Source organism: Dokdonella fugitiva, from assembly GCF_004342425.1.
Taxonomy (GTDB): domain Bacteria; phylum Pseudomonadota; class Gammaproteobacteria; order Xanthomonadales; family Rhodanobacteraceae; genus Dokdonella_A; species Dokdonella_A fugitiva.
The window spans coordinates 429,805-454,169 of record NZ_SLWQ01000002.1 but is presented as its reverse complement, the minus strand read 5'-3'; the positions used below and the strand labels follow the sequence as shown (position 1 = coordinate 454,169).

The 24,365-nt window shown below is 69.2% G+C and carries 25 protein-coding genes; 16 read left to right on the top strand and 9 right to left on the bottom strand.

Annotated elements, in window-relative coordinates; genetic code table 11:
- Window positions 1-595: 595 nt before the first annotated feature.
- Genes EV148_RS06335 through EV148_RS06320 form a run of 4 tightly spaced genes read left to right on the top strand, consistent with a single transcriptional unit; the run spans window position 596 to window position 4,357 of the window.
- The gene (locus EV148_RS06335; RefSeq protein ID WP_131995153.1) at window positions 596-1,309 is read left to right on the top strand and encodes a TetR/AcrR family transcriptional regulator; all 714 of its coding nucleotides are present in this window, start codon (window positions 596-598) and stop codon (window positions 1,307-1,309) included.
- Between the two features lie 35 nt (window positions 1,310-1,344).
- Entirely contained in the window at window positions 1,345-2,298 is a 954-nt protein-coding gene (locus tag EV148_RS06330) for an HlyD family secretion protein (RefSeq protein WP_131995538.1), read from the top strand.
- Between the two features lie 26 nt (window positions 2,299-2,324).
- On the top strand, window positions 2,325-3,251 hold the full coding sequence (locus EV148_RS06325; RefSeq protein ID WP_131995535.1) for an ABC transporter ATP-binding protein: 927 nt from the start codon (window positions 2,325-2,327) through the stop codon (window positions 3,249-3,251).
- The gene (locus EV148_RS06320) at window positions 3,248-4,357 is read left to right on the top strand and encodes an ABC transporter permease (RefSeq protein ID WP_131995150.1); all 1,110 of its coding nucleotides are present in this window, start codon (window positions 3,248-3,250) and stop codon (window positions 4,355-4,357) included. The genes EV148_RS06325 and EV148_RS06320 overlap by 4 nt, the downstream gene beginning before the upstream one ends.
- A gap of 43 nt (window positions 4,358-4,400) precedes the next feature.
- On the opposite strand, the gene EV148_RS06315 is transcribed toward EV148_RS06320, so the two are convergent.
- The 3 genes from EV148_RS06315 to miaB all read right to left on the bottom strand — a co-directional run bounded on the left by EV148_RS06315 (window position 4,401) and on the right by miaB (window position 7,813).
- Window positions 4,401-5,888: a hypothetical protein gene (locus tag EV148_RS06315; protein WP_131995147.1), complete on the bottom strand. Its 1,488-nt coding sequence runs from the start codon at window positions 5,886-5,888 to the stop codon at window positions 4,401-4,403.
- A gap of 81 nt (window positions 5,889-5,969) precedes the next feature.
- On the bottom strand, window positions 5,970-6,464 hold the full coding sequence (locus EV148_RS06310; RefSeq protein WP_131995144.1) for a GNAT family N-acetyltransferase: 495 nt from the start codon (window positions 6,462-6,464) through the stop codon (window positions 5,970-5,972).
- Entirely contained in the window at window positions 6,461-7,813 is a 1,353-nt protein-coding gene (miaB, locus tag EV148_RS06305) for a tRNA (N6-isopentenyl adenosine(37)-C2)-methylthiotransferase MiaB (RefSeq protein ID WP_131995141.1), read from the bottom strand. Before miaB ends, EV148_RS06310 begins: the two co-directional genes overlap by 4 nt.
- A 189-nt stretch (window positions 7,814-8,002) precedes the next feature.
- On the opposite strand from miaB, the gene EV148_RS06300 reads away from it, so the two are divergent.
- Complete coding sequence (locus EV148_RS06300; protein ID WP_241987996.1) at window positions 8,003-9,103, top strand: lytic transglycosylase domain-containing protein; 1,101 nt, start codon at window positions 8,003-8,005, stop codon at window positions 9,101-9,103.
- A gap of 59 nt (window positions 9,104-9,162) precedes the next feature.
- Here EV148_RS06300 and EV148_RS06295 read toward each other — a convergent pair whose 3' ends face one another.
- The gene (locus EV148_RS06295; protein ID WP_131995138.1) at window positions 9,163-10,341 is read right to left on the bottom strand and encodes a S1C family serine protease; all 1,179 of its coding nucleotides are present in this window, start codon (window positions 10,339-10,341) and stop codon (window positions 9,163-9,165) included.
- A 238-nt stretch (window positions 10,342-10,579) separates the two neighbouring features.
- Between EV148_RS06295 and petA the strand changes: the two genes are divergently transcribed.
- The 5 genes from petA (at window position 10,580) to EV148_RS06270 (ending at window position 14,542) form a co-directional block, all read left to right on the top strand.
- Complete coding sequence (gene petA, locus EV148_RS06290) at window positions 10,580-11,185, top strand: ubiquinol-cytochrome c reductase iron-sulfur subunit (RefSeq protein ID WP_131995135.1); 606 nt, start codon at window positions 10,580-10,582, stop codon at window positions 11,183-11,185.
- A complete protein-coding gene (locus EV148_RS06285; RefSeq protein WP_241987995.1) occupies window positions 11,185-12,513 on the top strand; it encodes a cytochrome b in 1,329 nt (442 codons plus the stop codon). Before petA ends, EV148_RS06285 begins: the two co-directional genes overlap by 1 nt.
- 28 nt (window positions 12,514-12,541) lie before the next feature.
- On the top strand, window positions 12,542-13,276 hold the full coding sequence (locus EV148_RS06280; RefSeq protein WP_131995132.1) for a cytochrome c1: 735 nt from the start codon (window positions 12,542-12,544) through the stop codon (window positions 13,274-13,276).
- 203 nt (window positions 13,277-13,479) lie between these two features.
- Entirely contained in the window at window positions 13,480-14,103 is a 624-nt protein-coding gene (locus EV148_RS06275; RefSeq protein WP_131995129.1) for a glutathione S-transferase N-terminal domain-containing protein, read from the top strand.
- 52 nt (window positions 14,104-14,155) lie between these two features.
- Window positions 14,156-14,542 (top strand): ClpXP protease specificity-enhancing factor, encoded by a 387-nt coding sequence (locus EV148_RS06270; RefSeq protein WP_131995526.1) that lies wholly within the window; start codon window positions 14,156-14,158, stop codon window positions 14,540-14,542.
- Between the two features lie 127 nt (window positions 14,543-14,669).
- Here EV148_RS06270 and EV148_RS18405 read toward each other — a convergent pair whose 3' ends face one another.
- Window positions 14,670-15,020 (bottom strand): DUF3301 domain-containing protein, encoded by a 351-nt coding sequence (locus EV148_RS18405; RefSeq protein ID WP_158287347.1) that lies wholly within the window; start codon window positions 15,018-15,020, stop codon window positions 14,670-14,672.
- A gap of 142 nt (window positions 15,021-15,162) precedes the next feature.
- Between EV148_RS18405 and EV148_RS06260 the strand changes: the two genes are divergently transcribed.
- Window positions 15,163-15,948 (top strand): FHA domain-containing protein, encoded by a 786-nt coding sequence (locus tag EV148_RS06260; protein WP_131995123.1) that lies wholly within the window; start codon window positions 15,163-15,165, stop codon window positions 15,946-15,948.
- A gap of 18 nt (window positions 15,949-15,966) precedes the next feature.
- On the opposite strand, the gene nadC is transcribed toward EV148_RS06260, so the two are convergent.
- The 3 genes from nadC to EV148_RS06245 form a co-directional block, all read right to left on the bottom strand.
- Window positions 15,967-16,830 carry a carboxylating nicotinate-nucleotide diphosphorylase gene (gene nadC, locus EV148_RS06255; protein ID WP_131995120.1) on the bottom strand — a complete coding sequence of 288 codons (864 nt, stop codon included), beginning with the start codon at window positions 16,828-16,830 and terminating at the stop codon, window positions 15,967-15,969.
- Window positions 16,831-16,894: 64 nt separating this feature from the next.
- Window positions 16,895-19,252 (bottom strand): DUF1631 domain-containing protein, encoded by a 2,358-nt coding sequence (locus EV148_RS06250; RefSeq protein WP_131995117.1) that lies wholly within the window; start codon window positions 19,250-19,252, stop codon window positions 16,895-16,897.
- Between the two features lie 122 nt (window positions 19,253-19,374).
- Complete coding sequence (locus EV148_RS06245) at window positions 19,375-19,644, bottom strand: Trm112 family protein (RefSeq protein WP_131995114.1); 270 nt, start codon at window positions 19,642-19,644, stop codon at window positions 19,375-19,377.
- A gap of 67 nt (window positions 19,645-19,711) precedes the next feature.
- Here EV148_RS06245 and purE point away from each other — a divergent pair, with 67 nt between their 5' ends.
- Window positions 19,712-20,224: a 5-(carboxyamino)imidazole ribonucleotide mutase gene (purE, locus tag EV148_RS06240; protein WP_131995111.1), complete on the top strand. Its 513-nt coding sequence runs from the start codon at window positions 19,712-19,714 to the stop codon at window positions 20,222-20,224.
- Window positions 20,225-20,282: 58 nt separating this feature from the next.
- Window positions 20,283-21,422, top strand: coding sequence for a 5-(carboxyamino)imidazole ribonucleotide synthase (locus EV148_RS06235; protein ID WP_131995108.1), 1,140 nt, complete (start codon window positions 20,283-20,285; stop codon window positions 21,420-21,422).
- Window positions 21,423-21,500: 78 nt separating this feature from the next.
- Here the strand turns inward: EV148_RS06235 and EV148_RS06230 are convergent, their stop codons facing one another.
- Window positions 21,501-22,079, bottom strand: a complete 579-nt coding sequence (locus EV148_RS06230) for a superoxide dismutase (protein WP_131995105.1) — start codon at window positions 22,077-22,079, stop codon at window positions 21,501-21,503.
- 189 nt (window positions 22,080-22,268) lie between these two features.
- Between EV148_RS06230 and grxD the strand changes: the two genes are divergently transcribed.
- The 3 genes from grxD to EV148_RS06215 all read left to right on the top strand — a co-directional run bounded on the left by grxD (window position 22,269) and on the right by EV148_RS06215 (window position 24,093).
- Window positions 22,269-22,586 (top strand): Grx4 family monothiol glutaredoxin, encoded by a 318-nt coding sequence (grxD, locus tag EV148_RS06225; protein WP_131995102.1) that lies wholly within the window; start codon window positions 22,269-22,271, stop codon window positions 22,584-22,586.
- Between the two features lies 1 nt (window position 22,587).
- Window positions 22,588-23,349, top strand: a complete 762-nt coding sequence (locus EV148_RS06220) for an SDR family NAD(P)-dependent oxidoreductase (RefSeq protein WP_131995099.1) — start codon at window positions 22,588-22,590, stop codon at window positions 23,347-23,349.
- A gap of 150 nt (window positions 23,350-23,499) precedes the next feature.
- Window positions 23,500-24,093, top strand: coding sequence for a YhgN family NAAT transporter (locus EV148_RS06215; RefSeq protein ID WP_131995096.1), 594 nt, complete (start codon window positions 23,500-23,502; stop codon window positions 24,091-24,093).
- Window positions 24,094-24,365 lie beyond the last annotated feature (272 nt).

Genomic DNA, 24,365 nt, shown 5'->3' with positions numbered 1-24,365 from the left:
AGGTCGCCAGCAGGGTGCCCCCCCTTCGACTCGCCCTTCGGGCCTGCGCCCAGGGCGAACGGTTTGAGTGGTTCGCGTTTTTTTTCCAATTCCGTTCGTGTTGAACGCAGCGAGCATCGCACGCGGCGTCGACACGCCCGCGACGTCGTCACGGGAAGCCCGATGCCTCTGCAGCAAGGGCCGAGGGCTGAGGGCATCGCGGCTTCCGTCGCTGCCAATGGCGCGCGTGCGAGACCTGTGCAGGAGCGCGAGCGCCCTGTGCGCGACCGTCGCGCCTCGATCCGCGCCGAGGCCGAGGCCGAACACGTCGTCCATTGCGAGACTCGGTCGTTCAAGCGGTGGGCTCCTGCAGTCGCACCGCGCGAGCGATGGGAGTCCATCCGTTCGCCCTGAGCGCAGGCCGCAGGCCGGAGTCGAAGGGCTGTCGCGCTCGATGGCCGGGGCTTCGACTCCGCCCGCTTCGCGGGCTGCGCCCAGCGCGAACGGATACGCGCGGCACGCCGGCGGGCGAAGACAGGTGTACCTGCCAGCGCGGCCCGATTCCAGGGCAGTCCAGCCTGTTGCAAATAATTAATCGATGAATTAAATTAGGCCCATGGCAAGGGAAACGAAGAGCCCATCCAATCGCGCCGCCCCGGGTGGGCGGCGCACGAGTGATCGCCCGGGTGCTGCTTCCGGGCGTCCGCGTACACCCGGGCGCCCGGCCGCGGCCAGCCCGGAACTGCGACCGCACCTGCTCGACTCGGCGCTCGCCTGCTACGTGCGCGACGGCATCGCGGCGACATCGCTGCGCGCGATCGCGCGCGAGGCGGGCGTCACGCCGGCGCTGCTGCACTACTACTTCGGCGACGCGCAGCAGTTGCGCGAAGCCGTCGTCGAAGAGCGAGTGCTGCCTGCGGTCGGCGTGCTGCGCGAATCGCTGCCGACGCAAGCCGGCGACATCGCTGCGCTGGTCGCCGCGTTCGTGGGCGGCGTGGCGCGGCTGGTCGAACGGTTCCCGTGGCTGCCCGCCCTGTGGGTGCGCGAGGTGCTCTGCGAGGGCGGGCAGTTGCGCGGCCTGCTGCTCGAGCGCGTCGGACCGCAGCTGCCGGTGCTGCTCGCGCAGCGGTTCGCGCAGGCGCAGCGCGAGGGCGCACTCAATCCCGATCTCGACCCGCGCCTCGCGGTCGTCTCGCTGGTCGGGCTCACCTTCTTTCCCGCCGCGAGCGCGCCGATCTGGCGCAGCCTGTTCCAGGCGTCGGACATCGATGCCGAGGCGCTGCGTGCGCACACGATCGCGTTGCTCGATCGCGGCTTCGGTGCAGGCTAGGAGCATCCATGACCACGTCCGACCCGTTCCGTCGCATGGCGCCGCGCCTCGCGGTGTTCGCTTCGCTGCTGCTGCTCGGTGCCTGCGCGAAGTCGCCGCCGCAGGCGGTCGGCACGCTGGAGTTCGATCGCGTAAGCCTGCCGGCGCCGGCGGCCGAGCGCATCATCGGCATCGACGTGCGCGAGGGCGAGCAGGTCGCCGCGGGGCAGCCGCTGCTCGAACTCGACCCCGCGCATACGAAGGCGCAGCTCGCGGCGGCCGAAGCGGGCGCGCAGCGTGCGCGCGATGTGCTCGCCGAACTGAAAGCCGGGCCGCGCGCGGAAGACATCGCGCAGGCGCGTGCGAACCTCGCCGCGGCCGAGGCGCATGCGCGCGAGGCACGCGCGTACTACGCGCGCCTGCTGCCGCTGAAGGACCGCAACTACGTCGCCGCAGCCGACCTCGACCGCGCGCGCGCGGCCGCCGGTGATGCCGAGGGCAAGGTGAACGCGGCGCGCGCCGCACTCGACGAATTGCTGCACGGCACGCGCAGCGAACAGGTCGCACAGGGCGAGGCCGCGCTCGCCGCCGCGCTCGCCGAGGTCGAGGCGCAGCGCGTGCTGCTCGGCAAGCTCGCGGTGGTCGCGCCGCGCGCCGCGCGCGTCGACAGCCTGCCGTACCGGCTCGGCGACCAGGCGCCGGTGGGCGCCGCGCTGGCGATCCTGCTCGCCGGCGACGCGCCGTACGCGCGCATCTACGTGCCCGAGCCGCTGCGCACGGGCGTGCAGGTCGGCGACCGCGTGCGCGTCCTCGTCGGCGATCCGGCGAAGCCGTACGAGGGCAGCGTGCGCATGATCCGCAGCGAGCCCGTGTTCACGCCGTACTACGCCCTGATCGGCGAAGACGTCGCGCGCCTGAGCTACCTTGCCGAAGTCGCGCTCGGCAGCGACGCCGCGGCGCTGCCCGCGGGCCTGCCGGTGCGCGTCGAATTCGGCGGGGCCGCGAAATGAACACGCCGGCCGAAGGCGAGCTCGCGATCCGTGCACGCGGGCTCACCAAGCGCTTCGGCGCGCTGGTCGCCGTCGACCACGTCGACCTCGCGGTGCCACGTCGCAACGTGTACGGCTTCCTCGGTCCCAACGGCTCGGGCAAGTCGACGACGATCCGCATGCTGTGCGGCCTGCTCACGCCGAGCGAAGGCGAGATCGACGTGCTCGGCCTGGCGATTCCCGCGCAGGCCGAGGCGCTGCGCAAGCGCATCGGCTACATGACGCAGAAGTTCTCGCTGTTCGAGGATCTCACCGCGCGCGAGAACCTCGAATTCCTCGCCGACGTGCAGGGCGTGCCGCGTGCGCGGGCGAAACGGCGCATCGACGAACTCGTCGAGCAGTACCACTTCGCCGACCGCCAGAAGCAGCTCGCCGGCACGATGAGCGGCGGGCAGAAGCAGCGCCTCGCACTCGCCTGCGCGGTCATCGACGAACCGGAACTCTTGTTCCTCGACGAGCCGACCAGCGCGGTCGATCCGGAATCGCGGCGCGACTTCTGGGAGAAGCTGTTCGAACTCGCCGATGCGGGCACGACCCTGCTCGTGTCGACCCACTACATGGACGAGGCCGAACGCTGCCATCGCATCGCGATCCTCGACCGCGGCGTGCTCGTCGCCGACGGCACGCCCGCCGAACTCACCGCGGGCCTCGCCGGCCGGACGCTGCTCGTCACGGCCGAGGACCCGCGCCACGCGCAGCGCGCGCTGGTCGGCGTCGAGGGCGTGCTCAGCGTCGCGCAGATCGGCAACAGCCTGCGCGTGCTGACGGCGGACGACCTTGGCGATGCACGCGAACGCGTCGGCGATGCGCTCGCGAGCTCCGGCCAGAAGGCTGGCATCGACGAAACCACGCCGAATCTCGAGGACGTGTTCGTCTCGGCGACGCACGACGGCGAGCGGGAGCGTGCCGCATGAACCTGCGCCGCCTGTGGGCCGTCGTCCTCAAGGAGCTGCGCCAGATGCGCCGCGACCGCATCACGCTGGCGATGATCGTCGGCATCCCGGTCATGCAGCTCGTGCTGTTCGGCTACGCGATCAACCTCAACGTACGCGGCCTCGCCGCCGGCATCGCAGACCAGGCGAACACCGCCGGCTCGCGCGCGGCGGTGATGGACCTGCTCGCGACGGGCGTCGTCGCCCCGGTCGTCGAGACGCGCACCCCGGATGAACTCGTCGCGCTGCTGCGGCGTGGCGAGATCAGCGTAGGCATCGCGGTGCCACCCGACTTCGAGCAGCGCAAGGCGCAGGGGCGCGAAGCGGTGCAGGTGATGGTCGACGGCAGCGATACGTCGGTGCAGGGCGCCGCGGCGCAGCTCGCGCAGATGCCGCTCGACGGGTCGGCGCGCCTGCGCGAGGCGCCACTCGCGAGCACGCCGCCCGCGGCGCCGATCGACGTCGTCGCGTTCTACAACCCGGAGCGACGCTCCGCGGTCAACATCGTGCCCGGGCTCATAGGCGTGATCCTGACCATGACGATGGTGCTGTTCACGGGCGTTTCGATCGTGCGCGAGCGCGAGCGCGGCAACATGGAGCTGCTCATCGCGACGCCGCTGTCGCGCACCGAGCTCATGGTCGGCAAGGTGTTGCCGTTCATCGCGATCGGCCTCGTGCAGACGACGGTGATCCTCGCGCTCGGCCTCTGGCTGTTCACCGTGCCGGTGCGCGGCAGCGTGCTCGACGTCTATCTCGCCGCCGGCCTGCTCATCCTCGCCAATCTCACGCTCGGCCTGATGATCTCGACCAAGGCGCAGTCGCAGTTCCAGGCGATGCAGATGACCTTCTTCGTGTTCCTGCCATCGATCCTGCTGTCGGGCTTCATGTTCCCGTTCGCCGGCATGCCCCAGGTCGTGCGATGGCTCGCCGAGGTCCTGCCGCTCACGCATTTCCTGCGCCTGATCCGCGGCATCATGCTGCGCGGGGCGGGGCTCGCCGAGATGTGGATTGACGTGGCCGCATTGCTGGCGTTCACCGCCGTGATGATGGGCGCGGCGATCCTGCGCTTCCACAAGCGGCTCGATTGAAGGTGCAACGGGGGCGGTGCCCCCGTTGCGCGTCGCCGATGCGTTACGGTTCGAAGAACTCGACCGTCAGTGTCGCCGCGTCTATCGAGCCGGTGTCCGCCGGGCACTGGTCCGTGGCGGTCAGCGTCCAGGTCCCGTTCGCGGCAGCGGCCGGCAAGGCGCCGAACGTCGCCGCGAGCGAGGTTGGCGTGCCGCCGCCCGTCGCAGTGCCGCCGGTCTGGCTGGTGCGATACGCGCCCGCCGGGATCGGCGCCGTTGCGCCCGTCGCGGAGGCCTGCGCCCACCAGTCGCCCGTCGCGTCGTCGGCGAAGTCGTACGGACCGGCGAAATCGGAACTGTCGCCGACACCCGCCGGCGTCGTCGAGCCGGTCTTCGCGAACAGCAGCATGCTCGGGCTGCCACCGGGTGCGGCGAGCGTGAGTGCGACGTCACCCACCCACGTGTGCGTGCCGGTCACGTTCACGCGGACGCCGGAAACGTCGCTCGTGACGCCCGACACGTCGAAGCTCACCGTCAGCAGCTCGCCGGGTGTCCCGCAGGTAACGCCGTCCGGAATCGAGCCGGTGCCCGTGCCGGTCGCCTGGACCGAACTCGGCTCCGGCGGCGCGCCGTCGAAACCGTTCTCGAAAATGAGGTCGATGACCGGCGGCGACCCCGTGATCGCGCCTTCGTATTCACCGGCGAGCGGGGTGGCGACGCTCGTGGCGGCGCCAGTGGCGAGATCGATCGTCGCGAACGTGTTGACGCCCCCGCCCTGGTAGAGCCACGCGTAGAGCACGCCGGTCGTCTTGTCGAACTCCATCCCCTGGGCGAAGTTCGCCGCGAATCCGGTCGGGCCGATCAAGGTGGCCGCGCCCGTCGACGTGTCGATCGAGTAGATGCTGTCGGTATCGATGTCGTGGCCGTACATCTCGCCCTGTGCATTGATCGCGATGTCGATCATCAGCGCGACGCCCATCGGGCCGACCAGCGTCGCCGCGCCGGTGTTGGTATCGAGCGTGTAGAGGAATGAGTCGGTTCCGTCCGCCGTGGACAGGTAGAACGCCGAGGCGGGGTCGACGAACGTGATTCCCGTGGGGTTCTCGCCGGTGCCCGTGCCGGTGATCGTCACCGAAGGCGTGAACGCGCCGGTCGTCGTGTCGAGGGTGCCGAGCTGGAGCAAGTCGTCGACGCCCCAGAGCGTCGCTGTCGCGTCATCGTATTCGAGGCCGTAGATGTTTCCCGTCTGCGGGCCGATGACGGTCGCGGTGGCGGCGTCCGGCAGGATGAAGCTTTGCAACGAGTCGAACGTCGGACCGTCGCCGGCACGCATGTTGAACTGATAGGCGAGGTTACCCAGGCCGACTGGAGCGGTCGGCAACGGGTTGGCGTGCAGGGACGGGCGGCAGGCCTGCGCGTACCAGTCCGGTTCACGCAACGCACTGTTGGACAGAGCCGCGCACATCGACGACAGCGATGCCTGCGCGGATGCGTCGGGTGCAGCGAACGCCAAGGTTGCAAGCAGGAACGAGCCGATCGTTCTGTATCCCATAACGGTATCTCCCCAGGTAGAGCCGTCGGGCGCCGTGCCGGACGGCGGGGCCATTGTGGCATGGGGGAGTGGCCGGGTGCGCTAGAGCGCGCGATGCATGACCAGCACGGCGGTCGGCCCGAGGCGCGCATGGCGGAAGGCGCCGGGGACGCGGCCTACGATCGCGAAACCGTGGCGCTGCCACAGGCGTACCGCGGTCTCGTTGCTGGCGACGACGAAGTTGTATTGCATCGCGGCAAAGCCGGCGCGACGCGCTTCGTCGAGCGAGTGTCCGCACATTGCCGAGGCGATGCCTTGGCCGCGTGCGTGCGGTGCGACCATGTAGCCGCAATTGGCGACGTGGTCGCCGAGGCCGGGCTGGTTGGGGCGCAGCATGTAGACGCCGACCACCTCGCCGTCGCGCTCGGCCACGAAGCAGCGGCTCGGCGGCGTCGTCCACATCGCGCGCGCCTGCGTTTCGTCGATGTCGGGCGGGTAGCTGTAGGTGTCGCCCGCGGCGACCACCGCATGGAAGATCGGCCACGCCCGCGCGAAGCCGCCCGCGCCGATCTCGCGGATGGCGAGCGGGGCAGTCACGCGGCCGACGCGGCGAGCCCGTCGTCGAGGTGCACGCGACCGCGCAGCGAATTGGTCAGTGCCTCGGTGATGACGACGTCGACGAAACGGCCGATCAGGCGCGTGGGCGCGGGGAAGTTCACCGAACGCATGTTCTCGGTCTTGCCGGTGAGTTCGTTCGGGTTCTTGCGCGACGGGCCTTCCACCAGCACGCGCTGCACGCTGCCGACCATCGCCTCGCTGATCGCCTTCGCGTTCGCATTGATCGCCGCCTGCAGGCGTTCGAGGCGGGCGTGCTTGACCGCGTCGGGCGTGTCGTCGGCGAGGTTCGCCGCGGGCGTGCCGGGCCGCTTGGAGTAGATGAAGGAGAAGCTCTGGTCGAAGCCGACGTCGTCGATGAGCTTCATCGTCCTGTCGAAGTCGGCGTCGGTTTCGCCGGGGAAACCGACGATGAAATCCGACGAGATGCAGATGTCGGGGCGCACCGCGCGCAGCTTGCGGATCTTCTGCTTGAACTCGAGCGCCGTGTAGCCGCGCTTCATCGCGGCGAGGATGCGGTCCGAGCCCGATTGCACGGGCAGGTGCAGGAAGTTCGCGAGCTGTGGCACGTTGGCGTAGGCCTCGACCAGCGAGTCGGAGAACTCGAGCGGGTGCGAGGTGGTGAAGCGGATGCGGCCGATGCCGTCGATCTCGGCGATTGCGTGGATGAGCAGACCGAGGTCGGCGATGGAGCCGTCGTGCATCGCGCCGCGGTAGGCATTGACGTTCTGGCCGAGCAGGTTCACCTCGCGCACGCCCTGTTCGGCGAGCGTCGCGATCTCGGCGACGACGTCGTCGAACGGCCGGCTGATCTCCTCGCCGCGCGTGTACGGCACCACGCAGAACGAGCAGTACTTCGAGCAGCCTTCCATGATCGAGACGAACGCGCTCGGTCCTTCGGCGCGGGGCTCGGGCAGCCGGTCGAACTTCTCGATCTCGGGGAAGGAAATGTCGACCTGCGGCTTGCCGGTGGCGCGGCGCGCCTCGATGAGCTCGGGCAGGCGGTGCAGGGTCTGCGGCCCGAACACGAGGTCGACGAACGGCGCGCGCTTGACGATCGCGTCGCCCTCCTGGCTCGCGACGCAGCCACCGACGCCGATCAGCACGGGCTTGCCGTCCTGCTTGTGCTGCTTCCAGCGGCCGAGCTGGCTGAACACCTTCTCCTGCGCCTTTTCCCGGATCGAGCAGGTGTTGACGAGGATGACGTCGGCTTCCGCCTCGTCCTGGGTCAGCTCCAGGCCGTGCGATGCGCGCAGCACGTCGGCCATCTTGGCCGAGTCGTACTCGTTCATCTGGCAACCGTGGGTCTTGATGTAGAGCTTGCCGGTCATGGTCGGGGCGGGTGCGTCATGGACCGAGCAGTTTAGCATTGCCGGGCAAGGGCTTAGCGGTCCGGGAACCGCGACGGTATGGCGGGGTCTGTAAATCCCGGCTGCATGGTGCGGCGCATCACGTTTTGCGCTTGGCAACGTGAACAATGCAGCGGAAACTGTTGAGTCGAATAGGATTGAATGTCATCCATGTTGCCGTCCCGCATTCCCGCCACTGCCATCGGGATCGCCCTCCTGCTGCTCGGTCCGGCAGGCGCGCGCGCGAGCGTGCTGTACAAGTGCGATACGACCGACGGCAGCATCGCCTATACGAGCACGACCAAGGGCTACACCCACTGCAAGGCGATCTCGGTATTCGCCGACCCGCCGAAGGCGAAGGCGCCTGCAGCGGCGCCGCACGCGACGGCCGCTGCGCCGAAAGCGCCGTCGAAGACGGGCTGGACGTACGACGAGAACGTCGCGGACTTCTCCGGCGTCGAGGCGGCGGTCGTGAGCGAGCCTGCGTCGATCGTGCGCGCGGACTTCCGTCGCGTCGTGGCGGATGTCGCCAGCAGCGCGCCGGTGTACGTGCCGCAGGATTTCTCGACCGTGCTCGCCGACGTCGCGAGCACCGCGACGACGGTCGGCAACCCGCTGTTCATCGCCTCGCCGTATCGCCCGTCGCCGAACCGCGCGCGCGCCGTCGCCCGGGCCGAGCCGCGCGAAACCGCTGCAGCGCCGGCGGGTCCGCGCGTCCTGCGCGGCGCGGTCTACCGCGTGCAGCGCAAGGACGGCATCACCGAATACACCAACATCAGGCCGAGCGGCGGCGCCTTCGCGGTGCTGTTCACCTACATCGCGACCTGCGTCGCCTGCGACCTTCATTCGAAGATCGATTTCGCACGCACCGCGCTGCATCTCGACGCGTACAAGGCGGAGATCGCGGCTGCGGCGGCCGAATTCGGCCTCGACAGCGCGTTGCTGCACGCGGTGATCCACGCCGAGTCGGCGTTCAACCCGATGGCGTTGTCGAACAAGGGCGCGCAGGGCCTCATGCAGCTGATGCCGGGCACGGCGACGGACATGGGCGTCGCCGACGCGTTCGACGCGGCGCAGAACATCCGTGGCGGCGCGCGCTATCTCGCGATGCTGCTGAAGAACTTCAACGGCGATGCGCGCCTCGCGACGGCCGCCTACAACGCGGGGCCCGGCGCAGTGCAGAAGTACCGTGGCGTGCCGCCATACGACGAGACGCAGGTGTACGTCGAGCGCGTGGCGACGCTGCGGGATCGGTATGCGAAGGCGTTGTAGTGTTCTGGGGGCGGGGGACTGAGGGCCGGGAGCGCGGAGCCGGGCCGGGTGCCGCCTTGCTAGGCGCCCGTCGTGCTGGGCGCGGGGCGCTGGACGAGCACGAGGTCGACCGCGAAAGGCATGTTGCCGCGCAGGCCTTCCAGGCGCACCTTGGTGCCGGGTGCGAACGCGGCCTCGCGCGTGAGCAGGTCGCCCTGGTCGGCGATGGCGACGCCATCGATCTTCAGCAGCAGGTCGCCCGGCTGCAGGTTCGCCTGGGCCGCCGGGCTTTCCGGCAGCACGCGCATGACGATCACGCCGGGCTGCCGCCCGGTCGCGCCCGGAACGGGCGGGATATCGGTGTATTCGGCGCCGATCCAGCCGCGGATCACGTGGCCGTGCTTGATGATCTGGTCGAGCACGGTCTTGGCGGTCGTGACCGGGATCGCGAAGCCGATGCCTTCGGGCATCTGCGCGCGCCCGAGGCCGGTCGAGATCGGCTTGTTGTACACCGCGGTGTTGATGCCGATGAGTTCGCCGAGCGCGTTGATGAGCGCGCCGCCCGAATTGCCCGCGTTGATGGCCGCGTCGGTCTGGATGAAGTCCTCGTAGGCGGACAGGTTGAGCTGTCGCCCGGTCGCGCTGACGATGCCCATCGTCACGGTCTTGCCGAAGCCGGCCGGATTGCCGATCGCGAGCACGACGTCGCCGACGGTCGGCGGGGCGTCGTCGGCGACGTCGATCGCGGGGAGGCCCTTCGCGTCGATCTTCAGCACCGCGAGATCGGTCTCGGCATCGGTGCCGGTCACCTGGGCCTGGGCGACGCGGCCGTCGTCGAGCAGCACCTGGATGTCGTCGGCGCCGGTGATGACGTGGTTGTTGGTGAGCACGTAGCCGTCGGCGCTGAAGATCACGCCGGAACCGAGGCTCTGGTCGCGGCGCTGGATCAGCGGGCCGGCCACGTAGCCGAGCAGGCGCTGGTTGATCGGATCGGGCACCGGATAGGCGCGGCGCAGGGTGGTGATGCGGTTCGCGTAGATGTTGACGACCGAGGGTGACGCACGACCGACCGCCTCCGCGTACGAGACCGGACCGCGGCGTGCGTAGCTCGTTTCGGCGCCGGCCGTCACGCCCGGCGAGCCGCGCAGTCGTTCGACCAGGCCCGGCGCGAACACGGTCAGCACGAACGCCGCGGCGAGCCCGACGACGACGCTGCGCAGGACGAAGACGGCGATGTCGTGGTAGCGGCGGCTCTGCATGGATTCCGGTGGCCGCGCGCTGCCGCGGCGATACGTAAAGGGCACCGCTTTGATTGTGCGGTGCGGGGGCGTTCGTTAAACTACCACGATTTTGGGGCCCGGCCGCGGGCCGCGCGACGCCGGTTCTTCGCGAAGACGCGCCTGCGCGGCCGAGCCTGGCGGCGCGATCGGCGCGGCCGGTCATCGACGCGGGCGATGCGGTTCCCGTGGTTTTTTTCAGCTTTGCAGCGGAGTGCTGATGGCAAACGATGCTGTGGTGGACAAGGGGCGCCGTCGATTCCTGACCGCGACGACCTCGGTCGTCGGTGGTGCGGGCGTCGCGCTGGCCGCGATCCCCTTCGTCAAGTCCTGGGAGCCGAGCGAGCGGGCGAAGTCCGCCGGTGCGCCGGTGCTCGCCGATATCGGCAAGATCGAGGCGGGCCAGAAGGTCACGTTCGAGTGGCGCGGCCTGCCCGTGTTCGTGGTGAACCGCACCAAGGCGCAGCTCGACACGCTCGCGTCGGTCGATGCGCGCCTGCGTGATCCGAAGTCGGACAACACGGCGCAGCAACCCGACTACGCGAAGAACGAATACCGCTCGATCAAGCCCGAGTGGCTGGTCGTGACCGGCATCTGCACGCACCTCGGCTGCGTGCCGGACTTCTTCCCGGAGCTCAAGCCCGAGCCGTTCGACCCGCAGTGGAAGGGCGGCTTCTACTGCCCGTGCCACAAGTCGCGCTACGACATGGCCGGCCGCGTCTACGACGGCGTGCCCGCACCGGCGAACCTCGCGGTGCCGAAGTACCACTTCGTCGACGACACGCACATCCTGATCGGCGTCGATCCGGACAAGGGGGCAGCGTAATGGGCACCACGATGACGCGCCTGCAGCCGAAGAACCGCGTGCTTGCCTGGGTCGAGGACCGCCTGCCGGTGCTCTCGTTCCTCAACGCGCACACGGGCGGCTATTACGCGCCGAAGAACTTCAACCTCTGGTACTACTTCGGCTCGCTCGCGCTGCTGGTGCTGGTCAACCAGATCCTCACCGGCATCTTCCTGACGATGCACTACAAGCCGAGCGCGGAACTCGTCGCGCCGGGCATCTCGGCCGCGTTCGCCTCGGTCGAGTACATCATGCGCGACGTCAGCTGGGGCTGGCTGATCCGCTACATGCATTCGACCGGCGCCTCGCTGTTCTTCGTCGTCGTCTACCTGCACATGTTCCGCGGCCTCATGTACGGCTCGTACAAGAAGCCGCGCGAGCTGGTGTGGATCCTCGGCATGCTGATCTTCCTCGCCCTGATGGCCGAGGCGTTCATGGGCTACGTGCTGCCGTGGGGCAACATGTCGTTCTGGGGCGCGAAGGTGATCATCTCGCTGTTCGGCACGATCCCCTTCATCGGCGATTCGCTGGTCGAGTGGATCATGGGTGACTACCTGCCCGCCGACGCGACGCTCAACCGCTTCTTCGCGCTGCACGTGATCGCGCTGCCGCTGGTGCTGCTGCTGCTCGTCGTGCTGCACCTCGGCGCGCTGCACGAGGTCGGCTCGAACAACCCGGACGGGGTCGAGATCAAGCAAAAGAAGAAGCCGGACGGCACGCCGCTCGACGGCATCGCGTTCCACCCGTACTACACGGTCAAGGACATCTTCGGCACCGGCTTCTTCCTGCTGATCGCCGCGTTCATCATCTTCTACGCGCCGACCTTCGGCGGCTGGTTCCTCGAGCACGACAACTTCCTGCCGGCGAACAACCTGGCCACGCCGACGCACATCAAGCCGGTGTGGTACTTCACGCCGTTCTACGCGATCCTGCGCATGATCCCGTCGTTCTTCGGCACCGCGGTGTGGGGCGTGATCGCGATGTTCGGCGCGATCGTGCTGCTGTTCCTGCTGCCGTGGCTCGACAAGGGCATGGTCAAGTCGGTGCGTTACCGCGGCCTCGGCTACAAGGTCGCGCTTGGCCTGTTCGCGCTGTCCTTCATCATGCTCGCCGCGGTCGGCGCGGGCGTGACCGCGGAGAAGATCCCCGAGTGGTTCGGCGAGAAGGCGGACGCGACCTTCATCGAGAACCTGTTCGGCCGGTTCTGGACGTTCGTCTACTTCGGCTACTTCGTCTTCATCTGGGTCTACACGAAGTTCGGCTTCGAGAAGACCAGGCCGGTGCCGGAACGGGTGACCACGCATGACTAAGGCCACGACCAACACTCCGAGGACCGCGATGTTCCGCAAGATTGCAGCCCTGCTCGTGGCCGGCCTGATCGGCGTCGGCGTCGCGCACGCGTCCGAAGAAGGCGGCCTCGCGCCGGCCAACATCCGGCTCGACGACGTCGCCTCGATGCAGCGCGGCGCGCGCCTGTTCTTCAACTACTGCTCGGGTTGCCACTCGCTGCGCTTCATGCGCTATTCGCGCATCGCCGAGGACCTCAAGCTCGATCCGAAGGACGTCGAACAGAACTTCATGTTCGGTGGCGGCAAGATCGGCGACCCGGTGATCAGCCCGATGCCGCCGGCCGACGGCACCGCGTGGTTCGGCAAGGCGCCGCCGGACCTGTCGCTGGAAGCGCGTGCCAAGCCGGAAGGCTGGATCTACAACTACCTCAAGTCGTTCTACGTCGACCCGAGCCGCCCGACCGGCTGGAACAACACGCTGTTCCCCAATGTGTCGATGCCGAATGCGTTGTGGGAGCTGCAGGGCATCCAGACCGCGGTGACGAAGCCGGCCGCGGAAGGCCAGGACGCGGTCATCGAAAAGCTCGAGGTGCACACGCCGGGCCGGCAGAACGCCGAGGAGTTCGACCGCACCGCGCGCGACATAGCGACGTTCCTGCAATACGTCGGCGAACCCGCTGCGTTGCAGCGCGAGTCGATGGGCGTGTGGGTGCTGCTCTACCTTGCCCTGTTCACCCTGCTCGCCTACCTGCTCAAGCACGAGTTCTGGAAGGACGTGCATTGACGCGAGCCCCGGGGCGGCGACACCGCCGCCCCGCCTGCGGGCCGGGATCGCGCCGGTCCGGCCGCGCCGGCTTCTTCGCCAGCGCGGTGTCCACGCCGGGAACCCGCGTCCCGGCGCGCATTTCCCCGCTCCTAGGCGGCCGCTGCCGCCGCGTAGTACATTGCCGGCGAAGGGCTCGCTTCGAAGGGAGTAGGGGATCCAGCATGGCCTTGAACCAGCGTTCGCGTACCGTCTTGACCCTGTATTCAGCCCACAACTGCGTGCATTGCCATCGGGTACGCATGACGCTCGCGGCCAAGGGCGTGACCTACGACCATGTGCTGGTCGACCTGAACGACCCGCCCGAGGACCTGATCGACCTCAATCCCTACAACTCGGTGCCGACCCTCGTCGATCGCGACCTCGTCCTGTACGACACCTCGGTCATCTGCGAATACCTCGACGAACGCTATCCGCACCCGCCGCTGATGCCGGTCGATCCGCTGTCCCGCGCGCGCCTGCGCCTGGCGATCGTGCGCATCGAGAACGACTGGCTCACCCTCGTCGACGAGATCGAAGCGGGCGGGCGCGCGGCCGAGACCGCGCGCCGCGCCCTGCGCGACGACCTCGTCAAGAATGCAGGCGCGTTCAAGGCGTCGCGCTTCTTCCTCAGCCCCGAGATCAGCCTTGCCGATTGCGCGCTCGCGCCGCTGGTCTGGCGCCTCGATTCTCTCGGCGTCCAGCTGCCGCGCGAGGCGCAGGCGATCATCGACTACGGCGAGCGCATCTTCCGCAGCCAGGGTTTCACGCGCAGCCTGACCGCGGAAGAAAAGGGCCTGCGCCCGTGACGCATCGCTGCTGCGCGCCACTCCACGGAGAACCGCTGTGAACGCACCGGCGATGACGTCGAACCGCCCGTACCTGCTGCGTGCGTTTTACGAGTGGATCAGCGACAACGGCCTCACCCCGTACCTGCTCGTCGACGCCGCCGCCGAAGGCGTGCGCGTGCCGCCCGGAGCGGCCAAGGACGGGCGCATCGTGCTCAACGTCGCCGCGCGCGCGGTCGGCCAGTTCGAGATCGCCAACGACCGCGTGCAGTTCCTCGCGCGCTTCGGCGGGATCAGCCATTCGGTGTACGTGCCGATGGCCGCCGTGCTCGCGATCTACGCGCAGGAGAACGGGCAGGGCATGATGTTCCAGGCCGACGGTGCACCCGCCGAGCCACCGCCGGGCGCACCGCCGCCCGACGAAGCGCCGAAGCGCCCGCACCTGCGCGTGATCAAGTAACACGACGCCTCGCCGGGCCCGGGCGACCCAGGGTATTCGCATTCCGGGTGGCGTTCCGACGACGGCTGCGCCGGCTTCGCCCGAAGGTCAACCGGCCCCTTCGGCAGCGGGCGCGGCGCCGGTCCGGCTACTGCACGAGATGGAGCCGCGTCGGCCGCTCCAGGCGCGCTCGGGCTTCTTCGCCGAGCGGCAGGCTCCAGGCTTCCAGCCGGCGGCCGGCGAGGTCGAGGTGGCAGCGATGGCGATCACTGCCGTCGAGGCTCACCTCGAAGCCGTAGCGGCGCACGACCGTCGGCAGCCCGTCGCGGCGCGCAAGCGAGAGGCGCTTGAGCGAGACGGTCTGGTCGAGCAGTTGCACGCCTGCCTCGCGGCAGAGCGTGCGACTGTGCGCGATCGCGAGTTCGCGCGCGCGCAGGATGTCCATCCAGGCCCAGACGGCGACCGCGATGGCGAGCAGGAACAACCAGGTGCCGATCATCGCGACAGTGTGGGGATGAGCGGGCGACGCGACAAGCCCTGCCGTGCACCTGCCTTCCGCATGCCTGCGGAATGATGCCCAGCGACAACGGGCCGGGCACGGGTACAATCCGCCGACGCTCGGCTTCCAATGGGGGGAGAGGATGAAACTCGTGTTTCCTGGCGGTGAACACGTTCCGGTGGAACTCACCGACGGCGCGCGCACGCTCGGCAGCGGCAGCGACTGCAGCATCGTGCTCAAGGGCGAAGGTGTCGCGGCGCGCCATTGCGAAGTGCTCGTCAAGGCCGGCAATGCGAGCATCCGGCCGCTCGACGCGCAGGCGGCGACGGTACTCAATGGCCGGCAGGTCACGGCCGCGACCCCGATCAAGGACGGCGACCTGCTCGTGCTCGGTCGCGTCGGCGTGTCGGTCGTCGGCGAGCGCAAGCCGGCCGTCGCGCCGGCCGCCAAGCACGAGCCGGTCGACGACCGCACGCGCGTGCGCACGGCCCTGCCGCGCTACCTGCTGAGGGGCGTGTCCGGAGCGACGCTCGGCAAGACGTTCGCGGTGACCGACAACGCGGTCATCGGTCGCCAGCCCGATTGCGACATCCCGATTCCCGCCGAAGAGGTCTCGCGCCATCACGCGCGCCTCAAGGTCACGGCCGAGGGCGTGCTGGTCGAGGACATGGGCTCGGCGAACGGCACCTACATCAACGACAAGCGCACGCAGAGCGGGCTGCTGAAGCCGGGCGAGGAACTGCGCCTGGACACGGTGCGTTTCCTGCTCATCACGCCGGGCATGGATGCACGCCAGCAGTCCGCGGGCGCACGCGTCGAGGAACCGAAGGGCCGCAAGGGTGGTTCGAGCGGAGCGATGATCGCGATCGGCGTGGTCGTCGCGGCGGTCGTGCTCGCCGCGGTCCTCCATTTCGCCGGCATGTTCTGACCGCCGCGGCCGGCGCCGTCAGGGGACGGCGTCGACCAGTTCCACGCGCATCGACAGGTCGAGCGCGCGCACGTGCTTGGTCAGCGCGCCGACCGAGATGAAGTCGACGCCGGTGTCGGCGATCGCGCGCACCCGATCGAGCGACACCGAGCCCGAGACTTCCAGCGGAACGCGCCCGCCGACCTCGGCGACCGCCTGCGACAGCTCGTGCAGCTCGAACTCGTCGAGCATGATGCGGTCGACGCCGGCCGCGAGCGCCTCGCGCAGCTCGGCGAAATTCTCGACTTCGGTTTCGACCAGCACGCCCGGGTGCAACGCGCGCGCCCGCGCGACCGCGGAGTGGATCGATCCCGCCGCGGCGATATGGTTTTCCTTGATGAGCACGGCATCGTAGAGGCCGATGCGGTGGTTGACGCCGCCACCGACGCGCACCGCATACTTCTGCGCGAGGCGCAGGCCGGGCAGCGTCTTGCGCGTGTCGAGGATCGCCGTGCGCGTCCCGCGCGCCGCCTCGACGTACGTCGCGGTGGCGGTCGCGGTGGCGGACAGCGTCTGCAGGAAATTGAGCGCGGAACGCTCCGCCGTCACGAGCGCGCGTGCGCGCCCTTCGATCCGGCAGAGCAGGGCGCCTGCGGTGACCCTGTCGCCGTCGGCGGCGAACCATTCGAAGCGAACCGCGGGATCGAGCTGGCGGAAGCACTCCTCGAACCAGTCACGCCCGCACAGGGTCGCCGCTTCGCGCGTGATCACGCGGGCCCGGCCGTGCGAGCCTTCCGGCAGCAGGTCGGCGGTCACGTCACCGCTGCCGATGTCTTCCTCGAGGGCGCGCCGTACGTCGCGCGCGATTGCGTCGCGCGGCGGAACCAGTGCCGGAGTCGTCACGTGCTCTTGCCTTCTGCGGTGGGCGGGCGCGCAGGATAGCAAGCAGCGATGCGGCGCGTGGTGTTCAGCCTGCCTGCGGCGCGGGCGGTGTCGCCGGGGCCTCGTCGCCGGCGTGGCGCAGGCGCGCAACGATCGCGTCGAGCGCTCGGTCGAACAGCGGCACCTCCTCGAGCACCACCGCGCTGCCGCGGCGCAGCTCGGCGGCGAGGCCGTGGACCGTCTTGTCGCAGACCTTGAGCCCGCGCCGGTTGACGAACAGGTACTTCGAACTGATCGGGCTGATCCAGGACAGTTTCGCGCGCTCGCGCTGCTCGTTCTCGTCGATGAACTCGATCCACGTGCCGACCTTGATCGCGCGTACCGCCTGGACGAACTCGTCTTCCTCGACGGGCTCCGCGGGCTCGGACTCCGCCGTGCCCTCGGCGTCGGACGAGCCGAGCACGATCTCCTCGACCGGGCTCTGCGTCGCCGCCACGGCCGGAGCGGGGGCCTCGGCGTCCTCGCCCGGCGTCGCCGGCGTGACCTGTTCGGCGATGACTTCCTTGACCGTCTTGGTTTCGATCTTCTGCCCGTCGAGCAGGCGCTTGTAGAACAGCGACAGCTCGCCCATGAGCTGCTTCACGTCGCTGTCGTGGTAGGCGACCGTCGCCAGGCCGTGGCGCAGCGCCTTCTCCAGCTGCGGCAACAGCGCGCGCAGGCGCGTCACTTCGCTTTCGGTGGTCTTCGGCTGCGCGCTCCAGACGAACTCGTCGGCGAAGCGCAGCGCGTTCTTCCACTCGTCCGATTCCTCGCCCTGGCGCAGCACCGTGAGCACGAGGTAGTTCGCCCACGGACGTGACAGGACGCTGTGCACGACCGGCGGCAGGTTGCGGTCCTCGATGCGCTTGAGGATCTCGCGCGCGGCGGTGCGGCGCGCCGCCTGCAGCTTCTCGCGGCCTCGCGTCGCGTCGGCCGCGCGCTGCTCGGCGAGTTCGGCGCGCTTCTTGTGCTGGTCGATGAAATCGCCGAACGAGGCCAGTTCGCGTTCGAACACGCCGACGTCGTCGTCGAAATCGCGCAGCACGGTCTCCACGCAGGCCTTGATCCGCTCGTACAGGCGATGGTCGCGGTCGGATTCCTCCGACCAGCTCTTGCCCGCGTCGGCGAGCAGGTCGAGCAGGCGCCGCGCCGGATGCGACTTCTGCGCGAACAGGTGCTTGTCGAGGATCGCGACCTTGAGGTACGGAATCTGCAGGCGGCCGAACAAGGCCTGCATCTGCGCCGGCAGGTTGCGGTCCTGCAGGATGTATTCGAACAGCATGCCGACGAGGTCGATCGTGTCCTCGTCCGCGCTCGACACGCGCTTGTCCTTGGCGTCGCCGGACAGCTTGTTGACCTGGTCGAGCAGCTCGCGCTTGATCTGCTGCACCGCCTGCGCCGCGTCCGCCACGCTTTCGGCGCGCGCCTGCGCGACGGCCGACTGGCTCTGCAGGATCGTCAATGCACTGAGCAGGTCGGTCGGGCTGAAACCGATGCCGCCGACCGCGCCGTCACCGGCATGGCCTTCGGGGCCATGGCGGTTGGCGAGCAGCGAGCGCAGCGTGTGGTAGATCTCGGCCTGCAGCTGGTCGGCGGCGGGGTCGTAGTAGGTGGGCGCGCTGGTCGTCGCGGCGGGAGCCGCGGCGCCGGGTGGCAGTCGCACGCCGGCTGCGGGCGCGGGCTGCTTGTTCGTCGGCGCCACGTGGCGCACCTGCGGCAGCACGCCCGCGCGGATCAGCTCGACGTTGACTTCGTCGTAGATCGGCTCGAGGCCGGTCATGACGTAGCGGTCGAACAGCTTGTAGATGATGAGCTTGACCTGGACGTTGACCTCGAACTCGCGGATCGCGCTGCGGAACGCGTTGCCGAGCACGGCCGGGCCGATCGGATTGTTGTTGTCCTCGACCTTGCCGCCGCCGATGATGACGGACAGGCGCTGGTTCACCTGGTAGAGCGCGCGCTGCAGGCGGTTCTCCGCCTTCGCGACCATGCTGGTCACGGCGAGCGATTCCTCGAGTTCGGTGTCGTCGACGAGCGACAGGCCACCCGACGCCGGTTGCGGCGACACTTCCGTGCGGGCCGCCTTGAGCTTGCCGTCCGCGAAATCGGTGAAAGCCTTCGTCGCCTGGTCCTGGAACAGACGCTCGACGAGCTGGCGCTTCTTGCGCACCTCGCGCATGCCGTCGAAATATTCGGTCTGCACCGCATTGCTGCCGGCGCGCTCGGCGAGGTCGAACAGCGCGTCGTCGACGTTCTCGAACAGGGTGCCGACGAGCGCGTTGATGCGCTTCAACGAGACGCCGCGCACGAGCTTGAGCAGGTCGCCCAGACGATCGGTCGCGGCCGTGCCCGGCTGGCGCTGCTGCAGGTCGACGACGTTCGGATTGTCTTTGGGAGCGGTCATTGAAAGCTTTCCGTAGGGCGCCGGAACCCCGCTGCGCGCGCATGCGCCGGCCTGTGGCCTAGCTTAAAGGGGTATCGTTCCTGGAATGTGACTGGCATCACACTCGACTGGGGCAAATGGTATCAGTGGTCCGGAAAGTCACCCAGCTGGGCGGTGGCGACCGCCTCGTCGGCGAGCATGACCGGGATGTCGTCGTCGATGCGGTAGATGGTATGCCGGTCGCGCGTGATCAAGCCGGCGCTGAACGCGGACGTGACCGTCGCGCCCGCGCCGTTGCGGACCGGCCCCGACGCGATCGCGCGGTTGAGCGCGGCGAGCTCGCCCTCGGTGAGCAGGCGCAGCGGCACGTGCGTGGCAGGGCAGCAGAGGATGTCGAGCAGGTGTTTGTCCATGCGCGGAAGCGGGAGGGCCGGATGCGGCCGGATGCGCGTACAATAGCGATTTAGGCTGACGACGGCCATGACAGAAAGCGCGAGCGGACAGCCCCGCATCGGCGTCGTGATGGGTTCCCGGTCGGACTGGGACACGATGCGCCACGCGGTCGAAACCCTGGAGCGGCTCGGCATCGGGCACGAAGTGCGCGTGGTGTCCGCGCATCGCACGCCGGACCTGCTGTTCGACTACGCGGCCACGGCGGTCGAGCGCGGCCTCGCCGCGATCATCGCCGGCGCCGGCGGCGCGGCCCACCTGCCGGGCATGCTCGCCGCGAAGACGCGCCTGCCGGTGCTCGGCGTGCCGGTGCAGTCGCAGGCGCTCAACGGCATGGATTCGCTGCTGTCGATCGTGCAGATGCCCGCCGGCATCCCGGTCGCGACCTTCGCGATCGGCCGCGCCGGCGCGATCAATGCGGCCCTGTGCGCCGCGGCGATGCTGTCGACGACCGATGCGCCGCTCGCGCACCGCCTCGATGCGTTCCGCCACGAGCAGACCGCGAGCGTGCTGGCCCACCCCGACCCGCGCACGCCGGCATGAGCGCGCGTCACGACTCCCCGCGCGCGCAGCGCCGCGCACCTGTCTGCGTGGCACGCCGATGAACCACTCCGGACGAACGATCGGCGTGCTCGGTGGCGGCCAGCTCGCGCGCATGCTCGCGCTCGCGGGTGCGCCGCTCGGCCTGCGCTTCCTCGTCGTCGACAGCGCCGAGGACGCGTGTGCGGCGCAGGTCGCGCCGATGCTGCGCGCGGACTGGCGCGACTTCGACGCACTCGCGGATTTCGCGCGGCGCATCGACGTGGCGACCTTCGATTTCGAGAACGTGCCGGCCGACACCGCGCACTGGCTCACCGAACACACGAAGGTATTCCCCAACCCGCGTGCGCTCGCGACCTCGCAGGATCGCCTCGCCGAGAAGAGCCTGTTCCGCGAAATCGGCCTCGACACGCCCGCGTTCGCCGCGGTGGATTCGCGCGACGACCTCGCGCGCGCGGTCGAAACGATCGGCACGCCGTCGATCCTCAAGACGCGCCGCCTCGGCTACGACGGCAAGGGCCAGTTCCGCCTCAAGTCGGTGGCCGACGTCGACGCGGCGTGGGAGGCGCTCGGCGGCGCGCCATCGATCCTCGAGGCATTCGTGCCGTTCGAGCGCGAGCTGTCGGTGGTCGCGGTGCGCGCGCGCGACGGCGAATTCCGCACCTGGCCGCTGACCCAGAACTGGCATGCCGACGGCATCCTGTCGGCGAGCCTCGCGCCCGCGCCGCACGCCGAAACGCTCGCGCCGATCGCCTTCGCGCATGCGCGGCGCATCGCCGAGGCGCTCGACTACGTCGGCACGTTCGCGCTCGAACTGTTCGTGCGCGACGGCCGCCTGCTCGGCAACGAGATGGCGCCGCGCGTGCACAACTCCGGCCACTGGACGATCGAAGGCTCGCCCGCGAGCCAGTTCGAAAACCACGTGCGGGCGGTGCTCGGCATGCCGCTCGGCGACACCAGTGCACTCGGCATCAACGCGATGCTCAACTGGGTCGGCGAACTGCCGCCCGCCGATCCCGTGCTCGCCGAGCCACGCGCGCACTGGCACGACTACGGCAAGAGTCCGCGCGCCGGTCGCAAGGTCGGCCACGCGACGTTCTGCGCCGACGACGCGGCGGAGATGCGCGACCGTCTCCGGCGCATCGGCGCCGCGCTCGGCCGCGAGGCACAGGTCGCGCCGGTGATCGCCGCGCTCGGCTGAGCGGGCCGGGCACCGGCATCCGCGCATGAAAAAAGCCGCTCGGGTGAGCGGCTTTTTCTTTGCGTGATCGCCGTGGGCTCAGGCCATCTGGCTGGCGACGAAATCCCAGTTGACGAGGTTCCAGAACGCCTCGACATACTTCGGGCGCGCGTTGCGGTAGTCGATGTAGTACGCGTGTTCCCACACGTCGCAGGTCAGCAGCGGGCGGTCCGCACCGGTGATCGGCGTGCCCGCGTTGGCCGTGCTCGCGAGCGCGAGGCTGCCGTCCGGACGCTGCACGAGCCAGCCCCAGCCGGAGCCGAACGTGCCGACGCTGGTCTTCGTGAACTCGTCCTTGAACTGCGCGAAGCCGCCGAAGGCCTTGTTGATCGCGTCGGCGAGGCGGCCGGTCGGCTCGCCGCCGCCGTTCGGCTTGAGGCAGTTCCAGTAGAACGTGTGGTTCCAGACCTGGGCGGCGTTGTTGAACATGCCGCCGGACGACTTGCGGATGATCTCCTCGAGCGGGAGGTTTTCGAACTCCGTGCCCTTGATCTGGTTGTTGAGGTTGGTGACATAGGTCTGGTGGTGCTTGCCATAGTGATAGTCGATGGTCTCCGCCGAGATGTGCGGGGCCAGCGCGTCACGCGCCCACGGAAGCGGGGGCAGTTCGATCGCCATGGAACACTCCTTGCCGATGGGGTAGGGCCCACCAGTCTAGCAGGATGTCCTGAATCCCCACCCCGATGCGGCCCGCTGCAGGCCGCTGCCGCGCGACGCCGCGCAGGCGTCGCTCGCCGAACCGGCGGGAGCGCGGTGGTACCATACGGGATTGCGCGCAGCACGCGCCGATCCATCCGAAGGCCAGCAATGGACGTCATCGAACGCATCAAGGGTACCCTCGCCGATCACCCGATCGTGCTCTTCATGAAAGGCACGCCGCAATTTCCCATGTGCGGCTTCTCCAGCCGCACGGCGCAGGCATTGAAGGCGGTCGGAGCCGACTTCCATTCCGTCAACGTGCTCGAGGATCCGGAAGTGCGCGCGAACCTGCCGCGTTACTCCAACTGGCCTACGTTCCCGCAGCTGTTCATCCACGGCGAGCTCATCGGCGGCTGCGACATCACGCTCGAACTGTACGAGTCGGGCGAACTCGAGCGCCTGGTGCAGGACACGCGGAAGGCCTGAGATGCTCGCTCCCGTGCAACCCGCGGCCGGGGCCATCGTGCCGGCCGCCGATTCGCTGCGCGAGCGCGTCGTGCTCGTCACCGGCGCGACCGGCGGGCTCGGCCGTGCCAGCGCGCTCGCCGCTGCCGCCAGCGGCGCGACCGTCGTGCTGCTCGGGCGCAAGGTGCGGCCGCTGGAAGCGTTGTACGACGAGATCGAACGCCTCGGCGGCGCGGCGCCGGCGATCTATCCGATGGACCTCGCGGGCGCGACGCCGAAGGACCATGCCGACCTCGCCGCCGCGGTCGAACGCGAATGCGGCCGCCTCGACGGCATCGTCCACGCGGCCGCCCACTTCGATTCGCTGCAACCGTTCGAGCAGCAGGCGCCCGATGAGTGGAACCGCAACCTGCAGGTCAACGTGACCGCGCCATTCCTGCTCACCCGGGCGTGCATGCCGCTGCTGCGGCGCGCGCCGGACGCCGCGCTCGTATTCGTGTTCGACGATGGCGCGCGCGTCGGCAATGCGTACTGGGGTGGCTACGGCGTTTCCAAATTCGCGCTGCAGGGACTCGCCTCGATCGTGCACGAGGAAACGGAGAGCTCCACCGTGCGCACGCATGCGCTGCTGCCGGGGCCGATGCGCACCACCCTGCGCCGCGCGGCGTACTATGGCGAGGACACGATGGCCCGCCCCGATCCGGGCGGCGCCGCGCAGGCGGTGGCCTGGCTGCTCGGCGCCGCCGCGATCGGCGTGCGCGGCAAGGTGCTCGACCTGCGCTGAAACACCGGGCGCGGAGTCCGGGCAGGGAGGCCCGGGCAGTCCTTGTCTTTCTTCGTGTGCCCGGTGTGCCCGGTGTTTCGATCTTTGCGCTTCTGTCCGTAGCTTTTTCGCCAGCAGCAGCCAGTCCAGGGGAACCCGATGGAAAGTTCGATGAGCACGGTCTCGGCGGGGATGCTGCTGTTCCTCATCATGGACCCGCTCGGCAACATCCCGCTGTTCCTCGCGTTGCTGCGCAACGTGCGGCCGGAGCGGCGCCGTCTCGTGCTCGTGCGCGAGATGATCATCGCGCTGGTCGTGCTGTTCGTGTTCCTGTTCGGTGGCCAGTACCTGCTGCACGTGCTGCAGCTCAAGCAGGAATCGGTCGGCATCGCCGGCGGCATCGTGCTGTTCCTGATCGGCGTGCGCATGATCTTTCCGCCGAAGGAAGGCGGGGTGTTCGGTGACAGCCAGGGCGAGCCGTTCATCGTGCCCATGGCGATCCCCGGCGTCGCCGGCCCGTCGGCGATGGCGGCGGTGATGCTGCTCGCCAACAGCAATCCGGGCCGCACGGTCGACTGGAGCGTCGCGCTGTTCGTCGCCTGGCTCGCGACCGCGGTGATCCTGCTGTCCTCGACCTATCTCTACCGCTGGCTCGGCTCGAGCGTGCTGACCGCGATCGAGCGGCTGATGGGCATGCTGCTTGTGGCCTTGTCGGTGCAGATGTTCCTCGACGGCGTCGTCGCCTACCTGCATCCCGTTCGCTGAACCGGACGGGCGCGTCCCGCGGCGCCGGATCGGCTGGCTGCAACTCGACGGGCCACCCCGGGCACTCAGCCCGCCGCCTGCGGCGAAATGGCAGGGGGCCGCCTTGACGCGATGTTACAAATCCGTCACCGAACCCTGTTAAACTAGGGTTAAGGATGCGCGACCGTATGGCCGGCGGGTCCTGGCCGTCCAGGGGCGGTCCCATACAAGAAAACGCCCAGCCGCATCCGCAACGTCCCGCGGGACGTGCGCCGCGGCCTTTTATGTCCGAC